Origin of the sequence: Neorhizobium sp. R1-B (genome assembly GCF_004368875.1) — a bacterium.
Classification (GTDB): Bacteria; Pseudomonadota; Alphaproteobacteria; order Rhizobiales; family Rhizobiaceae; genus Neorhizobium; species Neorhizobium huautlense.
On sequence record NZ_SOEM01000008.1, the window covers coordinates 1 to 16,385 of the forward strand.

The 16,385-nt window shown below is 61.3% G+C and carries 15 protein-coding genes; 10 read left to right on the plus strand and 5 right to left on the minus strand.

Annotation, left to right across the window (positions count from 1 at the left end; genetic code table 11):
* Nucleotides 1-154: 154 nt before the first annotated feature.
* Together EDE05_RS13050 and EDE05_RS13055 are read right to left on the minus strand one after the other, a co-directional pair.
* Nucleotides 155-766 (minus strand): L,D-transpeptidase, encoded by a 612-nt coding sequence (locus EDE05_RS13050; protein ID WP_112802863.1) that lies wholly within the window; start codon nucleotides 764-766, stop codon nucleotides 155-157.
* 179 nt (nucleotides 767-945) lie between these two features.
* Nucleotides 946-2,607 carry an electron transfer flavoprotein-ubiquinone oxidoreductase gene (locus EDE05_RS13055; RefSeq protein WP_132410707.1) on the minus strand — a complete coding sequence of 554 codons (1,662 nt, stop codon included), beginning with the start codon at nucleotides 2,605-2,607 and terminating at the stop codon, nucleotides 946-948.
* Between the two features lie 256 nt (nucleotides 2,608-2,863).
* Between EDE05_RS13055 and EDE05_RS13060 the strand changes: the two genes are divergently transcribed.
* The 3 genes from EDE05_RS13060 to EDE05_RS13070 all read left to right on the plus strand — a co-directional run bounded on the left by EDE05_RS13060 (nucleotide 2,864) and on the right by EDE05_RS13070 (nucleotide 4,426).
* Nucleotides 2,864-3,652 (plus strand): SDR family oxidoreductase, encoded by a 789-nt coding sequence (locus tag EDE05_RS13060; protein ID WP_132410705.1) that lies wholly within the window; start codon nucleotides 2,864-2,866, stop codon nucleotides 3,650-3,652.
* 127 nt (nucleotides 3,653-3,779) lie between these two features.
* Nucleotides 3,780-4,139 (plus strand): hypothetical protein, encoded by a 360-nt coding sequence (locus EDE05_RS13065; RefSeq protein WP_132410703.1) that lies wholly within the window; start codon nucleotides 3,780-3,782, stop codon nucleotides 4,137-4,139.
* 83 nt (nucleotides 4,140-4,222) lie between these two features.
* A complete protein-coding gene (locus EDE05_RS13070) occupies nucleotides 4,223-4,426 on the plus strand; it encodes a hypothetical protein (RefSeq protein WP_105371634.1) in 204 nt (67 codons plus the stop codon).
* 202 nt (nucleotides 4,427-4,628) lie between these two features.
* Here EDE05_RS13070 and blaOXA read toward each other — a convergent pair whose 3' ends face one another.
* Nucleotides 4,629-5,453: a class D beta-lactamase gene (gene blaOXA, locus EDE05_RS13075; protein ID WP_132410701.1), complete on the minus strand. Its 825-nt coding sequence runs from the start codon at nucleotides 5,451-5,453 to the stop codon at nucleotides 4,629-4,631.
* A gap of 104 nt (nucleotides 5,454-5,557) precedes the next feature.
* Here blaOXA and EDE05_RS13080 point away from each other — a divergent pair, with 104 nt between their 5' ends.
* From EDE05_RS13080 to EDE05_RS26810, 5 genes are all read left to right on the plus strand, one after another.
* Nucleotides 5,558-6,448, plus strand: a complete 891-nt coding sequence (locus tag EDE05_RS13080; RefSeq protein WP_132410699.1) for a LysR family transcriptional regulator — start codon at nucleotides 5,558-5,560, stop codon at nucleotides 6,446-6,448.
* Between the two features lie 142 nt (nucleotides 6,449-6,590).
* Entirely contained in the window at nucleotides 6,591-7,883 is a 1,293-nt protein-coding gene (locus EDE05_RS13085; RefSeq protein ID WP_134101250.1) for an Hsp70 family protein, read from the plus strand.
* A 37-nt stretch (nucleotides 7,884-7,920) separates the two neighbouring features.
* Nucleotides 7,921-8,823 (plus strand): uracil-DNA glycosylase, encoded by a 903-nt coding sequence (locus EDE05_RS13090; RefSeq protein ID WP_132410697.1) that lies wholly within the window; start codon nucleotides 7,921-7,923, stop codon nucleotides 8,821-8,823.
* A 175-nt stretch (nucleotides 8,824-8,998) separates the two neighbouring features.
* Nucleotides 8,999-9,190, plus strand: a complete 192-nt coding sequence (locus tag EDE05_RS13095) for a hypothetical protein (protein WP_132410695.1) — start codon at nucleotides 8,999-9,001, stop codon at nucleotides 9,188-9,190.
* A gap of 22 nt (nucleotides 9,191-9,212) precedes the next feature.
* Complete coding sequence (locus EDE05_RS26810) at nucleotides 9,213-9,368, plus strand: hypothetical protein (RefSeq protein ID WP_157949006.1); 156 nt, start codon at nucleotides 9,213-9,215, stop codon at nucleotides 9,366-9,368.
* Between the two features lie 13 nt (nucleotides 9,369-9,381).
* Here the strand turns inward: EDE05_RS26810 and EDE05_RS13100 are convergent, their stop codons facing one another.
* Nucleotides 9,382-10,326, minus strand: a complete 945-nt coding sequence (locus tag EDE05_RS13100; RefSeq protein WP_132410693.1) for a DMT family transporter — start codon at nucleotides 10,324-10,326, stop codon at nucleotides 9,382-9,384.
* Between the two features lie 314 nt (nucleotides 10,327-10,640).
* Between EDE05_RS13100 and pepN the strand changes: the two genes are divergently transcribed.
* Both pepN and EDE05_RS13110 read left to right on the plus strand, forming a co-directional pair.
* A complete protein-coding gene (gene pepN / locus EDE05_RS13105) occupies nucleotides 10,641-13,289 on the plus strand; it encodes an aminopeptidase N (protein WP_134101253.1) in 2,649 nt (882 codons plus the stop codon).
* Between the two features lie 206 nt (nucleotides 13,290-13,495).
* Nucleotides 13,496-15,838, plus strand: a complete 2,343-nt coding sequence (locus EDE05_RS13110) for an ATP-binding protein (RefSeq protein WP_112802844.1) — start codon at nucleotides 13,496-13,498, stop codon at nucleotides 15,836-15,838.
* Between the two features lie 74 nt (nucleotides 15,839-15,912).
* Here the strand turns inward: EDE05_RS13110 and EDE05_RS13115 are convergent, their stop codons facing one another.
* Nucleotides 15,913-16,224 (minus strand): hypothetical protein, encoded by a 312-nt coding sequence (locus EDE05_RS13115; protein ID WP_134101256.1) that lies wholly within the window; start codon nucleotides 16,222-16,224, stop codon nucleotides 15,913-15,915.
* Nucleotides 16,225-16,385 lie beyond the last annotated feature (161 nt).

The following is a 16,385-nucleotide window of genomic DNA, read 5'->3' on the forward strand; positions in this document are numbered from 1 at the left end:
CGCCCTTCCGCAGTTGCGCTTCACTTCGCTCGCCATGACCAGCTTACGGTGGGACTTCCACCCACAAGAATGCGCCCATGCTGGGCGCACAACGACAAAAAAGCCCGCCGTGGCTGAAACGGCGGGCTTTCTTGGTCAGGCTTGATGATCTCTGTCAGGCCTGGATGACGACAACCTTGGCGCCGACCTTGACGCGTTCATAGAGGTCGATGACGTCGTGATTCATCATGCGGATGCAACCGCTCGACATGGCGAGACCGATCGATTCCGGCTGATTGGTGCCGTGGATGCGGAAATGCGTGTCGTTGCCGCCGCGGTAGAGGTACATCGCGCGGGCACCCAGCGGATTGTTCGGGCCGCCGGGCATGCCACCCGCGAGCTTCCGGTAGCGCGCCTCCCGGCGCTGCATGTTGGCCGTCGGCGTCCAGGTCGGCCACTCGGCCTTGCGCCCGACATAGGCATTGCCGGCAAGCGCAAGGCCCGCCCGGCCGACGCCGACGCCGTAACGGATCGCCCGGCCGTTACCGAGAACATAATAAGCGCGGCGAGCGGGCGTATCGACGATCACCGTGCCTGCCGGATGCGTCGTTTCATAGGCGACTTCCTGACGGCGCAGTTCGGGCTTGATCTTCTCGGCCGGTACCGCCTTCAGCGGAAACTGCTCGTTCGGCAGGGCTGCGTAGTTCGTATACTGCGGAACGGTGGAGGCGCAGCCCGCCAGCATCAGCGGCAGACCGACCAGGAAACCGCGACGGGAGATCGACATGAATGTGTCCTTGGTGCGTCAAGATGGTGACGCAACTTAAGGAGATTATGGTTAATGAAGTGATAAGGCGGATCGCTCCGAACACGTGACTGACGCAAAACGTAAAGCTACCGGTACCCCGGAGAGCTTGTCGCGGCATCTAGGGAACAGCGGTCGAGAATCAATCTCCACCGCCTTGCTCACATATTCGGATAAACCGGCCCTTCGCCGCCCTGGGGCGGGACCCAGTTGATGTTCTGGTTGGGGTCCTTGATGTCGCAGGTCTTGCAGTGGACGCAGTTCTGCGCGTTGATGACGTAGACCTGCTCGCCGTCCTTCTCCACCCATTCGTAAACGCCGGCCGGACAGTAACGCGTCGAAGGGCCCGCGAAGACCTCGAGTTCAGAACGCTTCTGCAGGTCCATGTCCTTGACCTGCAGATGCACCGGCTGGTCTTCCTCGTGGTTGGTATTCGACAGGAAGACCGAGGAAAGCCGGTCGAAGGTCAGCACGCCATCGGGCTTCGGATAATCAATCTTGCTGTGCTTTGCCGCCGGCTCCAGGCTCTCGGCATCGGTCTTGCCGTGCTTCATGGTGCCGAAGAGGGACAGGCCGAAAAGCTGGTTGGTCCACATGTCGAGGCCGCCAAGCGCGATACCAAGCCCCGTTCCGAGCTTCGACCAGAGCGGCTTGACGTTTCTGACCCGCTTCAGATCCGTGCCGATCGCGGTCTGGCGCCATTCGGTCTCGATCTCGATCGGCTCGTCGTTTGCCCGGCCGGCGGCAATCGCCGCGGCAATCTTGTCGGCGGCGAGCATGCCCGACAGAACCGCATTGTGGCTGCCCTTGATGCGGGGAACGTTGACGAGACCGGCCGAACAGCCGATCAGGGCGCCGCCTGGGAAGGATAGTTTCGGCACCGACTGGTAACCGCCCTCGGTGATGGCGCGGGCGCCGTAGGAGAGACGCTTGCCGCCTTCGAAAGTGGCGCGTATCGCCGGATGCGTCTTGAAGCGCTGGAACTCCTCGAACGGATAAAGATAGGGGTTCTTGTAGTTCAAATGCACCACGAACCCGACGGCGACGAGGTTGTCTTCCAGGTGGTAGAGGAAGGAACCGCCGCCCGTCTTCATGCCGAGCGGCCAGCCGAACGAATGCTGCACCAGGCCTGGCCTGTGGTTCTCCGGCTTCACCTGCCAGAGCTCCTTGAGCCCGATCCCGTATTTCTGCGGCTCCCGATCGTCCTGCAGAGCGAACCGCAGGATCAGTTGCTTGGCGAGCGAACCGCGCACACCTTCGCCGATCAGCACATATTTGCCGTGCAATTCCATGCCGCGGGTGAAGGCCGGGCCAGGTTCGCCGCTCTTCTCGATGCCCATGTCGCCGGTGGCGACGCCGATCACGGCACCCTGGTCATTGTAGAGCACTTCTGTCGCGGCAAAACCCGGATAGATTTCGACGCCCAGCGCCTCCGCCTTTTCAGCGAGCCAGCGACAGACGTTTCCGAGCGAGACGATGTAATTGCCATGGTTGTTCATCAAAGGCGGCATGGCGAAGTTCGGCAGGCGGACGGAACCGGCCGGCCCTAAGAACAGGAACTGGTCGTCGGTGACCGGCGTCTTGAAAGGATGCCCCTCATCCTGCCGCCAGTCCGGCAAAAGCTTGTCGATGCCGACAGGATCCACCACCGCGCCCGAGAGAATATGCGCGCCGACTTCCGAGCCTTTTTCCAAGACAACGACGGTCAGTTCCGGATTGATCTGCTTCAGGCGGATCGCCGCCGAAAGACCCGCCGGCCCGGCGCCGACGATCACCACGTCAAATTCCATCGATTCGCGTTCGGGAAGTTCCTGCTCGCTCATTTCCAACTCCGCTCGCCGGCCCCTCCCGGCTCATATTTAGGCACCTGTCTTGACAAAAGCGACCCCGTTTGTCGAGGCAGGAAAGCGTCTTCAGCCTTGCCATTCGCGCAAACTGCGTTTCGCTTTACTGATATTACTTTTACGTGCACGTCAATTATAGCGACGAGACCCACGAAAGCAAGATCGGCCTTTCACGACTCCGCGGCGCTGTTATAAAGGCCGATATCGATGACAGAATTGGCGAAGGAAACACATCATGGATCTCGGAATTTCGGGCAAACGCGCCCTTGTGCTTGCCTCGTCCCGCGGGCTCGGCCTCGGCATCGCCAGGGCACTTGCCGCCGAAGGTGCGAATGTGCTGCTGGTCGGCCGTTCCGGAGACATGCTTGCTGAAAACTGCAAGGCGATCAATGCCGAGGGCAAGGGAAAGGCCGACTGGGTCTGGGGCGACCTTTCCGAACTGAATTTCGTCGAGACGATGACCACGGCTGTGAAGGAAAAGCTCGGCGGCATCGACATCCTCGTCAACAATACCGGCGGCCCGACGCCCGGTACCTCGGAGGAAATGACGGCGGACAAGCTCGATACTTTCTTCCAGTCCATGGTGCTGCGCGTCATCACGCTGACCAATGCCCTCCTGCCGCAGATGAAGGAACAAGGATGGGGACGTATCCTGACGGTCGCCTCCTCCGGCGTTTTTGAACCCATCCCGAATCTGGCGCTATCCAATACGCTGCGGTCGGCCCTGGTCGGCTGGAACAAGACGCTCGCGGTGGAAGTAGCGGGCCACGGGATCACCGCCAATATGCTGCTTCCCGGCCGCATCCATACCGACCGCATCGACGAACTGGACGGGGCGAATGCCAAGCGTACCGGAAAGTCGCTGGAGGAAATCCGCGCGGCATCGGTCAAATCGATCCCCGCCGGTCGTCTCGGCAAGGTGGAGGAATTTGCGGCAGCCGGCGCGTTCCTGTGCTCGGTACCGGCAAGCTATGTTACGGGTACGATGCTTCGGGTCGACGGCGGCGCTTCCCGTTCGATCTGACGGGCTGCGGCGAGCCGCGCCGAACCCAAAAGCTAAACATTGAATCGAATTGCGGTCCCGGCATTTCCGGGATCGCAATATGGCGGCGATAGGAATTGGGCAGGCCCCAACTCACAGGATCGCCGGCATGATCGAAAGCATTTCCGGGGCCGCCGAAGCTCCCTCCCCGAGTAGTCCCGCAACGGCCGCGCGGACGCCGACCTCCACGGCTGCGGCAATCGCCCAGACGCTTGCGGTTGAGCAAGTGGAGACAGCATTTCTCGGAACCCGGCAAGCGGCCACGCGGTACGCGTCCGAGACCGCGGCGCTTGCGAGCAAGTCCACCATGCTTCATGCGCGCAGCCTGGAAGCGGTGGACGATGTGGTTGTCCGTAATCTCCTGGACAGCCTCTCGCCGGCGAGCCGCATCATCGGTAGCTTCTTCCTGACCGATGGCGAAGACCCGGCGCCGAAATCGTTGATTGCCACCTATTACGAAGACGTCTGACCTCCCCCCGCCGCGCAATCGCATTTGCCGGTGCCGATACGAAAGCCTATGATCCCCAAAATCCCCGGCTCGGAGGTCGTCACATGAAATTCGCCAGACCGGCACTCGTCATCCTGGGCATTCTCCTGACCCTCATTGGCATCCTGTGGATCAGCCAGGGCAGCGGGATATTTCCCTATCCGGCGGCAAGTTTCATGATCAACCAGACGCCCTGGATCGCCAACGGCGCGATCGCGGTGATCGTCGGGCTCGGGATCATCTGGCTTGCGCGGCGTGTTCTCCGCTAACGGTGCGGCAGGTAACCTTAACGAATAACCTGAACACCAGACTCCGTTTGCCTTAGCCCCCTCCAATGTCGTTTATAGAAGGCGCAATGCATTGCCAAAGTCGGCGCTCAGCGCTGCGGGCGGCCGGGTCAGGGGGTGACCCGGCCGTTTCGGTATCAGGGGTACGCGGCCTGGGGAAAGCGAGGAGCGTTATGCCCGGAGTTCAGAACTTTTCCGCCAGTTTCGGAAAGTCCTGAATCAGCGAATCCCGCACAACAAAGCTGATCGGCTTGTCACTATGCCGTTTTGTATCGACCAGCAGCCTTGCGAAGACGACGCGGCGCCCATCCTTCATCGCCCAGCCAACGAACCAGCCGAGCGGGCGCGCATAATCCGCCTTGCCGGCCTTGTCACGCAGCCAGCCTGAACCGGTCTTGCCCTGGATATCCCAACCTTCGCCCGCCTCGAAATGCGGGACGATGGCGAGGGTCATATCGACGGCATGTTCGGAGATCGGCAGGCCTCCATTGAGGAAGCGGCGCAGGAATTGCACCTGCTCGTTCGGCGAGATCTTCAAGGACGACATCAGCCAGGATTCGGTCAGGCCGTCGGTCTTGCCGGGGCCGCCGGAGACATCGCGATTGCCGTAGCCGAAGCGCTGGATGTAATCTGCAAACTTTCCTTTTCCGAGCTTGCGGGCGATCTCCTGCGAATACCAGACGACCGATTCCTTTTCCCAGATCAGCGGATCGACATCCTTCTTGACCCGCTCCGGTCCGCCGAACTTCGCCTGGTATTTCCAGCGGGGGTTCTGGCGGTCGGTCAGGATGCCGGCGTCATAGCCCATCATGGCCAAAGGCAGTTTGAAGGTCGATTGCGGATAAAAATCCTGGTCGCAGGTGCCCTGACGATAAAGCGTATCACCGCTGCCCTCGTCGATAATGACGGTGCAGCGGATCGGATCGGCGGCGCGAGCCATAGTGCAATCCAGCAAAGCAGCGGTAATTCCGAGGGAAAATGCAAGAAGAAAGGAATTTCTAAAAGCCATCGAGGTGCTCCAAGTGTGTTGACCGGGCCTTTTTAGGTCGGCTTGCGAGCCCCAATCAAACGATGATATCTGCGGGCAGACATGAATCAAACTAGGGCATTGCCATGGTCCGGCCGTATTTGCCGCTGAACGCGCTGCGCGCCTTCGAGGCGGCCGCGCGTCACCTCTCCTTCACCCGGGCGGCGATCGAGCTCAACGTCACGCAGGCGGCCGTCAGCCATCAGGTGAAGCTTCTGGAACAGCGGCTCGGCGTGACGCTGTTCCGCCGCCTGCCGCGCGGGCTGATGATTACCGAGGAAGGACTGGCGCTCCTGCCGGCGCTGCAGGATTCGTTCGACCGGATGGCGGCAATGCTGGAGCGCTTTGAAGACGGGCATGTGCGCGAGGTGCTGAAGCTTGGCGCAGTCGGCACCCTCGCGGTCGGCTGGCTGCTGCCCCGGCTTGCCGATTTCCGGGAGAAGTATCCGTTCATCGACTTGAGGCTCTCCACCAACAACAACCGCGTCGACATCGCCGCGGAAGGGCTCGACTACACCATCAAATTCGGCAACGGTGCCTGGCACGATATCGAGGCGGAAGCGCTCTTCGAAGCACCGCTTTCGGTGCTCTCCATTCCGTCGATCGCAAGGCAGCTGAAAGCTCCGGAGGACGTGGCGCACCAGACGCTGCTGCGCTCCTACCGCGCCGACGAATGGCCGAGCTGGTTCGAGGCGGCAGGCGTCTCCCCGCCGCCGATCCGCGGCATGGTGTTCGACAGTTCCGTGCTGATGGTCGAGGCGGCCTTGCAGGGCGCCGGCGTGGCGCTCGCTCCGCCGCTGATGTTTTCCCGACAGTTCGCCGCAGGTATGATCGAACAACCCTTCAATATCACCATATCCAAGGGCAGCTATTGGCTGACGCGGCTCAAATCCCGCTCTGTCACGCCGGCCATGGAAATGTTCCGCAACTGGCTCGCCGGAATGGCTGCCGAGACGCGAGGTCAGTTGAAAATCTAGGGCCGCCAGGGTTGCCATCCGCCTTCCCTTGTGCGATCACGCGCCCTCTCAAAATTTTCTGGGCGCGAGCAGCGCCCTTTTTGCGTTCGGAGCCTTGTGGGTTTCGGTTCAACGATCTTCGATGGATAAAAGGAGCACGGCCATGGCACGGGCGCTCGGGCTTGATTTCGGCACGACCAATACGGTTCTGGCGCTTGCCGACGGCGGCAGCGCCACGCATTCCATGCACTTTACCAGCAGCGCGGGCGAGAGCGATTCGATGCGCACCGCGCTTTCCTTCATGAAGGACCCGGTGATGGGGGCGCAGGCGCTGAAGGTCGAGGCCGGACAGGCGGCGATCCGCCAGTTCATCGACAATCCCGGCGACTGCCGTTTCCTGCAGTCGATCAAGACCTTTGCGGCAAGTGCGCTCTTCCAGGGCACTCTGATCTTCGCGCGCCGGCATGTCTTCGAAGACCTGATGGAGATCTTCCTCAAGCGTCTCAAGACCTATGCAGACGACAATTGGCCCTCGGAGATTTCCCGCGTCATCGCCGGCCGGCCGGTGCATTTTGCCGGAGCCAACCCGGACCCGAAGCTCGCCACCGAACGCTACAACGAGGCTTTGACGCGGCTCGGCTTTCCGGAAATCCACTATGTCTACGAGCCCGTGGCGGCGGCCTATTATTTCGCCCAGACGCTGAAAAGCGATGCCAACGTGCTGGTTGCCGATTTCGGCGGCGGCACGACCGACTATTCGCTGATCCGTTTCGAGCGCAAGGCAGGCAAGCTGACGGCGACGCCCATCGGCCATTCCGGTGTCGGCATTGCCGGCGATCATTTCGACTACCGGATGATCGACAATCTGGTGGCGCCCGAAATCGGCAAGGGCACGTTCTTCAAGAGCTTCGACAAGGTGCTGGAGGTTCCGGCCGGCTACTATGCGAGTTTCGGCCGCTGGAACCAGCTGTCGATCTTCAAGACCACGCGCGAATTCACCGATTTGAAATCGCTGGTGCGTTCGGCGCTCGATCCGGACAAACTGGAACTGTTCATCGATCTCGTCGAACATGATGAGGGCTACCCGCTCTATCAGGCGATCTCTGCGACCAAGATGGCGCTGTCCGGCGCTGAAGAAGCCGAATTCAACTTCGCGCCGCTCGGCAAGGCCGGCCGCAAGCTGGTGAAACGGGCCGATTTCGAGACGTGGATCGCCGACGATCTTGCCCGCATCGAGGGCGCGCTTGACGAGGTGCTGGAAAAGACGAATACGCGGCCTGCAGAAATCGACAAGGTGTTCCTGACCGGCGGAACGTCCTTCGTGCCGGCCGTGCGCGGCATCTTCACCCGGCGCTTCGAGGCTTCGAGGATCGAAAGCGGCGGCGAACTGCTATCGATTGCGCATGGCTTGGCCTTGATCGGAGAGAGCGACAACGTCCAGCAATGGGCGGCGTGACTTCCCTCGGAGCCCGCGGTTCGCTAGGGTGAGATCGATGAACGCCGCCAAGGATCTCGATACGCCGGAGCTTCGTGCCCTTCTGCATTTCTATGCGGATTCGGGGGTAGAATGGCTTGTCGAGGACGAACCGGTCGACCGGTTTGGGCAATTCGCTGCGCAGAAGGCGGCGCAGGCCGAGGCAAAAATGCCGGCGACGGCGCGCCAGCAGCCGGTGCAGGGCGAAACCGGTCCCTTGTCCCGAGCCGCGAGCGCTCCAGCACCCGCACAGGGTCGCACCGCTCCGACCGCGCGGCCCGCCGCCGGATCGGCGCTGCCCTCGGTCGCCGTGCCGGACGGCGAGGCCGTTGCCTCGGCCCGCTTTGCGGCGGAAAGCGCCCGGTCGCTGCCGGAACTCAAGACGGCGCTCGAAGCCTTCAACGGCTGCAACCTCAAGAACGGCGCACGCTCAACGGTTTTTGCGAGCGGCGATCCCGGCTCGGGCATCATGGTGATCGGCCCGATGCCGAATGCCGACGACGACCGCGACGGCATTCCCTTTTCAGGGCGGCAGGGCCAGCTCCTGGATAGAATGCTCGGCGCAATCGGTCTTTCGCGCCAGGCGGTCATGCTCACCAACGTGATTCCCTGGCGGCCGCCCGGCAGCCGCATGCCCTCAGACGCCGAACTCGACATCTGCCGACCCTTCCTCGAGCGACAGGTGGCGCTTTCGGAACCTAAACTGCTCCTGCTGCTCGGCAATTTTCCTGCCCGCTTTTTCTTCGGCGGCAATGGGACGATCCACTCGCTGCGTGGAGAATGGCGCGATATTTCGTTCGGCGGCATTAATCTTCCGGCGATCGCAACCCTGCATCCGCAGGAGCTTCTGGCTGCCCCCGCCAACAAGGCGCTCGCCTGGCAGGATCTGCTGACGTTCAAAATGCGCCTTTCTGATCGCTGACTGCCTGAATTTTAGCCAAGCCTACTCCAAATTGGAACAAAGTTACCAAATTATGAAAAGCGTCATGCATTTAGCGCATGGCAGCGCAGCGTTTTGTTGCATTGCAGAATCGATGCTGCATTGCAATATATGGATTGTGTCTTGGGAGGAATTCTAGGTTTAAGGAACCAAGGCCATGACTACCCGCTTCCGTCCGATCCATTCGGGCTTCGAAACCCTTCGCATCGCCGGCATGCCGCCGCGCTCGACGCAGGGTTACCATCATTTCGGTTCAGCCACCAACGAGCAGATGACATCGCGCGCCATGGCGCGTCCGATCGGCGTTGCCCGTCCTGCTGCCGTCTTCGCGGATTTCCGCGAGCGCTGATCAAACCGACAAGGAAGCCGTCATGACAACTGCCCTCCTCCATCCGATCCGGACGCTGCGCGAAAACCTGTCTCAGATCGGCGCTGCCGTAAATGCCTCGCGCGAATACAGCCGCGCCGGCGCCATTCGTGCCAGCGCCGAAAAGGTCAATCCCCTCACGGCGGCAATCCCGCTCTGATCTGAAGGGTTCTTCAGGTCCCGGCACCCGGCGGTGATGCCTTGCGCGCCGCCTTTCGCTCGAGCCCGAGCTGGTGCTCTCGGTAAATGATGAATATCCCCGCCGAGACCGTGATTGCCGTTCCGACGAGCATGCTGACGGTCGGCACATCTCCGAACAGAACATAGGCGATGCCAATCCCCAGCAGGATCGACGTATATTCGAAGGGCGCGACGGTCGAAACGTCGGCGTTGCGATAGCTTTCGGTCAAAAGGAGCTGTCCGATGCCGCCGCAGAATCCGGCTCCAACGAGATAGAGCTTTTGCTCCACCGTCAGGGGAGCCCAGCCGAACGGCAGGCTGACCAGGGAGAAGACCGCCGCCGTCAGCGAGAAATAGAGAACGATGGTCGAGGTCTTCTCGGTGCGGACGAGCTGGCGTGTCTGGACCAGCGCAAAACCTGCCAGGACTGCCGACAAAATCACGGCGGCGGCTCCGACCGCCTGCTCCGATCCCATGCCGCCCTCGTTGAACATGGTCAGTTTCGGCCACGAGACGATCACCACTCCGACCATGCCGATCGCCACCGCGGTCCATCGGTAGATGCGCACCGTTTCCTTCAGGACGATGGCCGCAAAGACCACCGCCAGCAGCGGCGTCGAATAACCGAGCGCAATGGCATCCGGCATCGGAAGGTGCACCAGGCCGTAAAACCCGCAGGCCATGGAGAGGATGCCGAAGAAACCGCGCTTCAGGTGGCCCGGAAGACTTTCGGTGTGGAAACCGCGCTGGAGTTCACGCTGAGCGGCGAGATAAACCAGGATCGGCACAAGCGCGAAGGCAGACCGGTAGAATGTAATCTGGCCGGCAGGAACACCTGCGCCCGCCGACTTGATGCAGGTTTGCATCATCACGAAAACGACGACGGAGGAAACTTTGAACATGATTCCCCGAAGGGGATTCAGGGCGTCGGCAGCCATAAAAAGAACTCTTGGAAGATTTTGGGCCGCGTCAATACGGAGCCTGGCAGGAGGTTCGGAGATTCACTTTGCCGTCAAAGTAACTCAAAAGTGCGGCGCACGCGATCAAAACCGGTGATAGGTCTATGAATATCCGTGACCGGATAAATACGTGCGGGAATATACGGAGCCGTATGAGTTTATAATTTAGCGAAAATTTCAACAATCGTTTAGCATTGCGTGCAACTATGCCGGCGGCAATGGGACGCCGATCAATTCAAGGGATTACCGAAAGGCTCCCGACGCCACATTGAAGAGCCGGTTCAGGAAGAAACATGCGAACAGATACGGGCCAGATCGTTCATCTGGCAGATTACCGCCCCACCGATTTCATCCTGGAACGCGTCGATCTGACGTTCGAGCTCGATCCGACCAATACCAAGGTCGAGGCCAGGCTGATCTTCCACCGCCGCGAGGGTGTCGATCCGTCCATCCCTCTGGTGCTCGATGGCGACGAGCTGTCGCTTTCCGGCCTCCTGCTCGACCAGAACGAAGTACCGGCCGGCCAGTACGACGTGACGCCGGAAAGCCTGACCATCCGCGATCTGCCCGCGGAGGCTCCCTTCGAGATCACCGTTACGACGTTCATCAATCCCGAAGCCAACACGCAGCTGATGGGCCTCTACCGCACCAACGGCATCTACTGCACCCAGTGCGAGGCGGAAGGTTTCCGGCGCATCACCTATTTCCCCGACCGGCCGGATGTGCTGGCGCCCTATACGATCACCATCATCGGCGACAAGGCCGCCAACCCGGTCATGCTGTCGAACGGTAATTTCCTCGGCGGCGCGGGATATGACGAGGGCCGGGCGTTTGCCGCGTGGTTCGACCCGCATCCGAAACCAAGCTACCTCTTCGCACTGGTCGCCGGCGATCTCGGCGTCGTCGAAGACACGTTCGTCACCATGTCCGAACGTGAAGTGGCGCTGAAGATCTATGTTGAGCACGGCAAGGAAGCTCGCGCGGCCTACGCCATGGACGCGCTGAAGCGCTCGATGAAATGGGACGAGGAGCGGTTCGGCCGCGAATACGATCTCGACATCTTCATGATCGTCGCCGTTTCGGACTTCAACATGGGGGCCATGGAAAACAAGGGCCTCAACGTCTTCAACGACAAATACGTGCTGGCCGACCCTGAAACCGCGACCGACCAGGATTATGCGAATATCGAGGCGATCATCGCGCACGAATATTTCCACAACTGGACCGGCAATCGCATCACCTGCCGCGACTGGTTCCAGCTCTGCCTCAAGGAAGGCCTGACGGTCTATCGCGACCACGAGTTTTCAGCGGACCAGCGTTCGCGTCCGGTGAAGCGCATTGCCGAAGTGCGGCACCTGAAGTCGGAGCAGTTTCCGGAGGATGCCGGGCCGCTGGCCCATCCCGTCCGCCCGACGAAATATCGCGAGATCAACAATTTCTACACGACGACCGTCTACGAAAAAGGTTCGGAAGTCACCCGGATGATCGCCACGCTTCTCGGGCGCGACGATTTCAAGGCCGGCATGGACCTTTATTTCGAGCGCCATGACGGGCAGGCCGCAACCGTCGAGGATTTCGTCAAATGCTTCGAGGATGCCAGCGGCCGCGACCTGACGCAGTTCTCGCTCTGGTACCATCAGGCAGGCACCCCGCTCGTGACTTCGTCCGGCGGTTACGACCAGTCGAACGGCACCTTCACGCTGTCTCTGGAGCAGATGATCCCTGCGACGCCCGGCCAGGCGGCCAAGGAGCCGATGCATATCCCGCTGTCTTTCGCGCTGATCCTCGACAACGGCTCTCTCGCAACGCCCACCGCGGTCAAGGGCGGTGAGGTCACCGGCGACGTGCTGCACCTGACGGACCGCAAGCAGACTTTCACCTTTTCGGGTATCTCCTCACGTCCCGTCCTTTCGCTCAACCGATCCTTCTCGGCGCCGATCAACCTGCATTTCGATCAGGCACCGGGCGATCTCGCCCATATTGCCCGCCATGACACCGACCTCTTCGCCCGTTGGCAGGCACTCACCGACCTTGCCATGCCGAACCTGATGAAGGCGGCACGCGACGCCCGCGACGGCAAGGAGATCACCTGCGATCAGGCCCTGATCTCGGCCCTTCTCGAGGCCGCGGCAGACGACAAGCTCGAGCCGGCCTTCCGTGCCCAGGCGCTGACGCTTCCAAGCGAGTCCGACATCGCTCGCGAACTCGGCACCAATAACGATCCCGATGCGATCCATCGCGGCCGCCACGCCGTGCTTGATGCGATAGCGAAGGCTGGAGAAAAGATCTTTCTGCGGCTTTTCGAAGAGATGGCGATTCCCGGCCCCTATACGCCGGATGCGGCGAGCGCCGGCAAGCGTTCGCTCAGGAACAGCGCGCTTTCCTATCTCACCTACGCGGAGGGAACGCCTGCCCGCGCGGCGGAGGCTTTCGGTTCGGCCGACAACATGACCGACCTGGCGCAGGCGCTCACGCTGCTTGCCAATCGCTTCCCCGATTCGTCCGAGACGACGGCGGCGCTTGCGAGCTTCCTGACCCGCTTCGACGGCAATCCTCTGGTCATCGACAAGTGGTTCTCGATCCAGGCGACCATTCCCGGCGCCGGAGCCTTGACCCGCGTAAAGGGACTGATGGAGAACCCCCGTTTCGTCGCCACCAATCCGAACCGCGTCCGCGCCCTGATCGGCACCTTCGCTTTCTCCAACCCGACCGGCTTCAACCGCGCCGACGGAGAAGCCTACCGGTTCCTCGCCGAGCAGATCCTGGCAATCGACCCGAAGAACCCGCAACTCGCCGCCCGCATCCTCACATCGATGCGCTCCTGGCGTTCGCTGGAGCCCGTTCGTGCCGATCACGCGCGATTGGCACTCGGGGCGATCGAACGCGCCTCGGCGCTGTCGACGGATGTCCGGGATATCGTCGAGCGCATGCTCAAGGGCTGACGAATAATGCCGCCACGGGCACTCCCGCGGCGGCGCTTCTCCTCACGCCGCTGATGCGCTGCCCGCAGACTCGGGCGAATCGCATTGAAATCAAAGTATTAAAAAAATCTTATCAACCCTCTGGACACGAAGAATCACTAATGATTCATTAAGTCAGATTCGGGCGAGCGGCGCGTCGAATCACCACGAGGGACTACATGAGAACGATGGCGGACGTGCAGCGGGCAACCGCGGCCGAGGGGCGGCTGCGTTTCAAATTTCCGAGCTTTTCGAGTTTGAAGCACGTCATCCCAGACGAGGCTCGGCTTTCGGTTCAGCCCATTTCGCGGCAGATGCCGCGGGTGGAGCTGGTTCTGAAGCGGTCGATCCCCCTCCTCATTATCGCCTTCCTCTCCGTTGTCGCGGCGTCTCGCATTCTCGGTATCATAGCCGAGCATGGACGAATGGAAGATGGCGCGCAGCAATCGACCGCGCTCATGGCTATGGCGGCGAAGGCGGCCTTGTCCTCCGAGCCCTTCGACTTTTCCGTCAACAACCGTAGGATGGCGGAAACGCGCGTTGGCGCCGTTCTGCCGTCGCCTCAGCTTCGGGCCGATGCCTTCATTCTGCTCGTCGATGATGCCGGATACATCTTCGGCGGGTCCGGACAGGTGGCTGCCTATGTCGGGCGGCGTCTCACATCCGTCCTGCCGGAAACCGCAGCTCTGCGCCGGCTTGGCGAAGACAATAGCGTCATCGAGACCTATTTCGGCGCTGTCCCGCACTATGCTGCGATCCAGCCTATCGGCAGCGAAGGCGCGCTGATCGTCGCGGCCCATTCGCTTGAAAGCATCAACCGCTTCTGGCGTCACGAAGTCTCGCTCAACGTGACGCTTTTCACCGGCATTTCCGCAATTCTGCTCATTATCCTCTACGCCTACTACATGCAGGTGAGACGGGCGCGCGAGGCGGACGACGTCTTTGTGGAATCGAACCTGCGTATCGAGACCGCATTGTCGCGCGGACGCTGCGGCTTGTGGGATTTCGACGTCACCAACCGGCGCCTGTTCTGGTCGGGCTCCATGTACGAGATGCTCGGCCTGCCGCCCGCCGGCAACGTCATTTCCTTCGCCGACGCAGCACGGATGATGCATCCGAGCGACGGCAATATCTACGCGCTTGCCCGGGCGATCAGCCGCAGCAACGCCAAACAGGTCGACCAGGTCTTCCGCATGCGCCACGCCGCCGGCCACTATGTCTGGATGCGTGCCCGTGCCCAGGTGGTGAAGACCGCCGCCGGCCGCACTCACGTCATCGGCATCGCCATGGACGTCACCGAGCAGCACCGCCTCGCCCAACGTTATGCGGAAGCGGATCAGCGCCTGGCCGACGCGATCGAATGCACCTCGGAAGCCTTCGTGCTGTGGGACAAAAACGACCGGCTGGTCATGTGCAATACCCATTTCCAGCAGGCTTACGGATTGCCGGACAGCGTGCTGGTGCCCGGCACCGAACGTACCGCCGTCAACGCTGCGGCAGCGCGTCCTGTCATCGAACGCCGTGTCGCCGATCCGGACGGCAGCGGCATGTCCCGCACCACCGAAGTGCAGCTTGCCGACGAGCGCTGGCTGCAGATCAACGAGCGGCGCACCCGCGACGGCGGGCTTGTCTCCGTCGGCACCGACATCACGCTGCTGAAACGCCACCAGGAGCGGCTGCGCGACAGCGAGCGCCGGCTGATGGCGACGATCGGCGATCTTTCCTCGTCGCAGAAGAAACTGGAGCGACAGAAGGCCGAACTTTCCACCGCCAATGCCAATTATCAGGCGGAAAAGGAACGCGCCGAAGCCGCCAACAAGGCGAAATCCGAGTTTCTCGCCAATATGTCGCACGAGCTGCGGACGCCGCTAAACGCCATCCTGGGCTTCTCGGAAATCCTGATGAACGGCATGTTCGGCCCGCTCGGTTCGCCAAAATACATGGAATATTCCAAGGACATCCACGACAGCGGCAAACACCTCCTGAACGTCATCAGCGACATTCTCGACATGTCGAAGATCGAGGCCGGCCACATGCGCATCCAGTGCGAAGCCGTGGACCTGAAGCCGCTCATCGAGGAAAGCCTGCGCCTGACATCCGTCGCGGCCCAAGATAAGGCGATCACCATCCAGCGGCGTCTGTGCGACGATCTGAACATGGGCGGCGACCGCCGCGCGCTGAAACAGGTGATGCTGAACCTCCTGTCCAACGCTGTGAAATTCACCAATGAGGGCGGCAAGATCGAATTGCGGGCGCGCCGGCTGGAGAAGGGCGTTTTGCTCACCATCGCCGACACCGGCATCGGCATACCGAAGGAATCGCTCAACAAGATCGGTCAGCCATTCGAGCAGGTGCAGAGCCAATATGCAAAGAGCAAGGGCGGTTCCGGCCTTGGTCTTGCCATCTCCCGCTCGCTGATCACGCTGCACGGCGGCACCATGCGGATCCGCTCCAAGGTCGGTGAAGGCACCGTTGTTTCGCTGCACATTCCAGACCTGCCGTTTCCGGTCGCCATGAGACGGTCTGCCTGAAACCGACCCACTGGCCGAGGCGCGGGAGCGGCAGGGTCGATCCTGCCGCTCCCGCGTCCGCACCGTAGAAAGGGTCAAAGGTCGCTTGTGATATCGGAATTTGTCAGCCAGCCCAAAACCGGTTCGTCGGATTTGCCGTTCTTGGTCACAAAGACATCCTCGCATCCCTTCACAGCCAGCATCGCGGCGCGCGCATCGGCAAGTGTGGCGTCTTCCTTGACGAAAACGAAGCGCTTGACGATCTCGTCGATGGTCTGATCGCCGGCCTGGTGGCTGAGCAACTCGGTAAGGCCTGCTGCGGACGGGCTGCCTGCAGGTGCCTGCCCCGCTTCCGCGAGTCTGGACCGGTCGGCGATGAACCGGTTGAGCGTGCTTTCATGGATCACGTATTTGATCGTACCGCGCGGCGTAAAGATCAGAACCCGCGAGTAACCTTCGCCGACAATCGCTGTCAGATCGCCGACCAGAATTGCCTTTTCGTCCTCTCCCTCCTTGAGCTGGAGGGCCTTGATCGAGGCCTCGGGGTTTCATCGCCTGTCGCACTGGC

Coding starts and splice junctions, on each gene's coding strand:
- EDE05_RS13050 (WP_112802863.1), bottom strand. CDS start 766: ATGTCGATCTCCCGTCGCGGTTTCCTGGTCGGTCTGCCGCTGATGCTG.
- EDE05_RS13055 (WP_132410707.1), bottom strand. CDS start 2,607: ATGAGCGAGCAGGAACTTCCCGAACGCGAATCGATGGAATTTGACGTG.
- EDE05_RS13060 (WP_132410705.1), top strand. CDS start 2,864: ATGGATCTCGGAATTTCGGGCAAACGCGCCCTTGTGCTTGCCTCGTCC.
- EDE05_RS13065 (WP_132410703.1), top strand. CDS start 3,780: ATGATCGAAAGCATTTCCGGGGCCGCCGAAGCTCCCTCCCCGAGTAGT.
- EDE05_RS13070 (WP_105371634.1), top strand. CDS start 4,223: ATGAAATTCGCCAGACCGGCACTCGTCATCCTGGGCATTCTCCTGACC.
- blaOXA (WP_132410701.1), bottom strand. CDS start 5,453: ATGGCTTTTAGAAATTCCTTTCTTCTTGCATTTTCCCTCGGAATTACC.
- EDE05_RS13080 (WP_132410699.1), top strand. CDS start 5,558: ATGGTCCGGCCGTATTTGCCGCTGAACGCGCTGCGCGCCTTCGAGGCG.
- EDE05_RS13085 (WP_134101250.1), top strand. CDS start 6,591: ATGGCACGGGCGCTCGGGCTTGATTTCGGCACGACCAATACGGTTCTG.
- EDE05_RS13090 (WP_132410697.1), top strand. CDS start 7,921: ATGAACGCCGCCAAGGATCTCGATACGCCGGAGCTTCGTGCCCTTCTG.
- EDE05_RS13095 (WP_132410695.1), top strand. CDS start 8,999: ATGACTACCCGCTTCCGTCCGATCCATTCGGGCTTCGAAACCCTTCGC.
- EDE05_RS26810 (WP_157949006.1), top strand. CDS start 9,213: ATGACAACTGCCCTCCTCCATCCGATCCGGACGCTGCGCGAAAACCTG.
- EDE05_RS13100 (WP_132410693.1), bottom strand. CDS start 10,326: ATGGCTGCCGACGCCCTGAATCCCCTTCGGGGAATCATGTTCAAAGTT.
- pepN (WP_134101253.1), top strand. CDS start 10,641: ATGCGAACAGATACGGGCCAGATCGTTCATCTGGCAGATTACCGCCCC.
- EDE05_RS13110 (WP_112802844.1), top strand. CDS start 13,496: ATGGCGGACGTGCAGCGGGCAACCGCGGCCGAGGGGCGGCTGCGTTTC.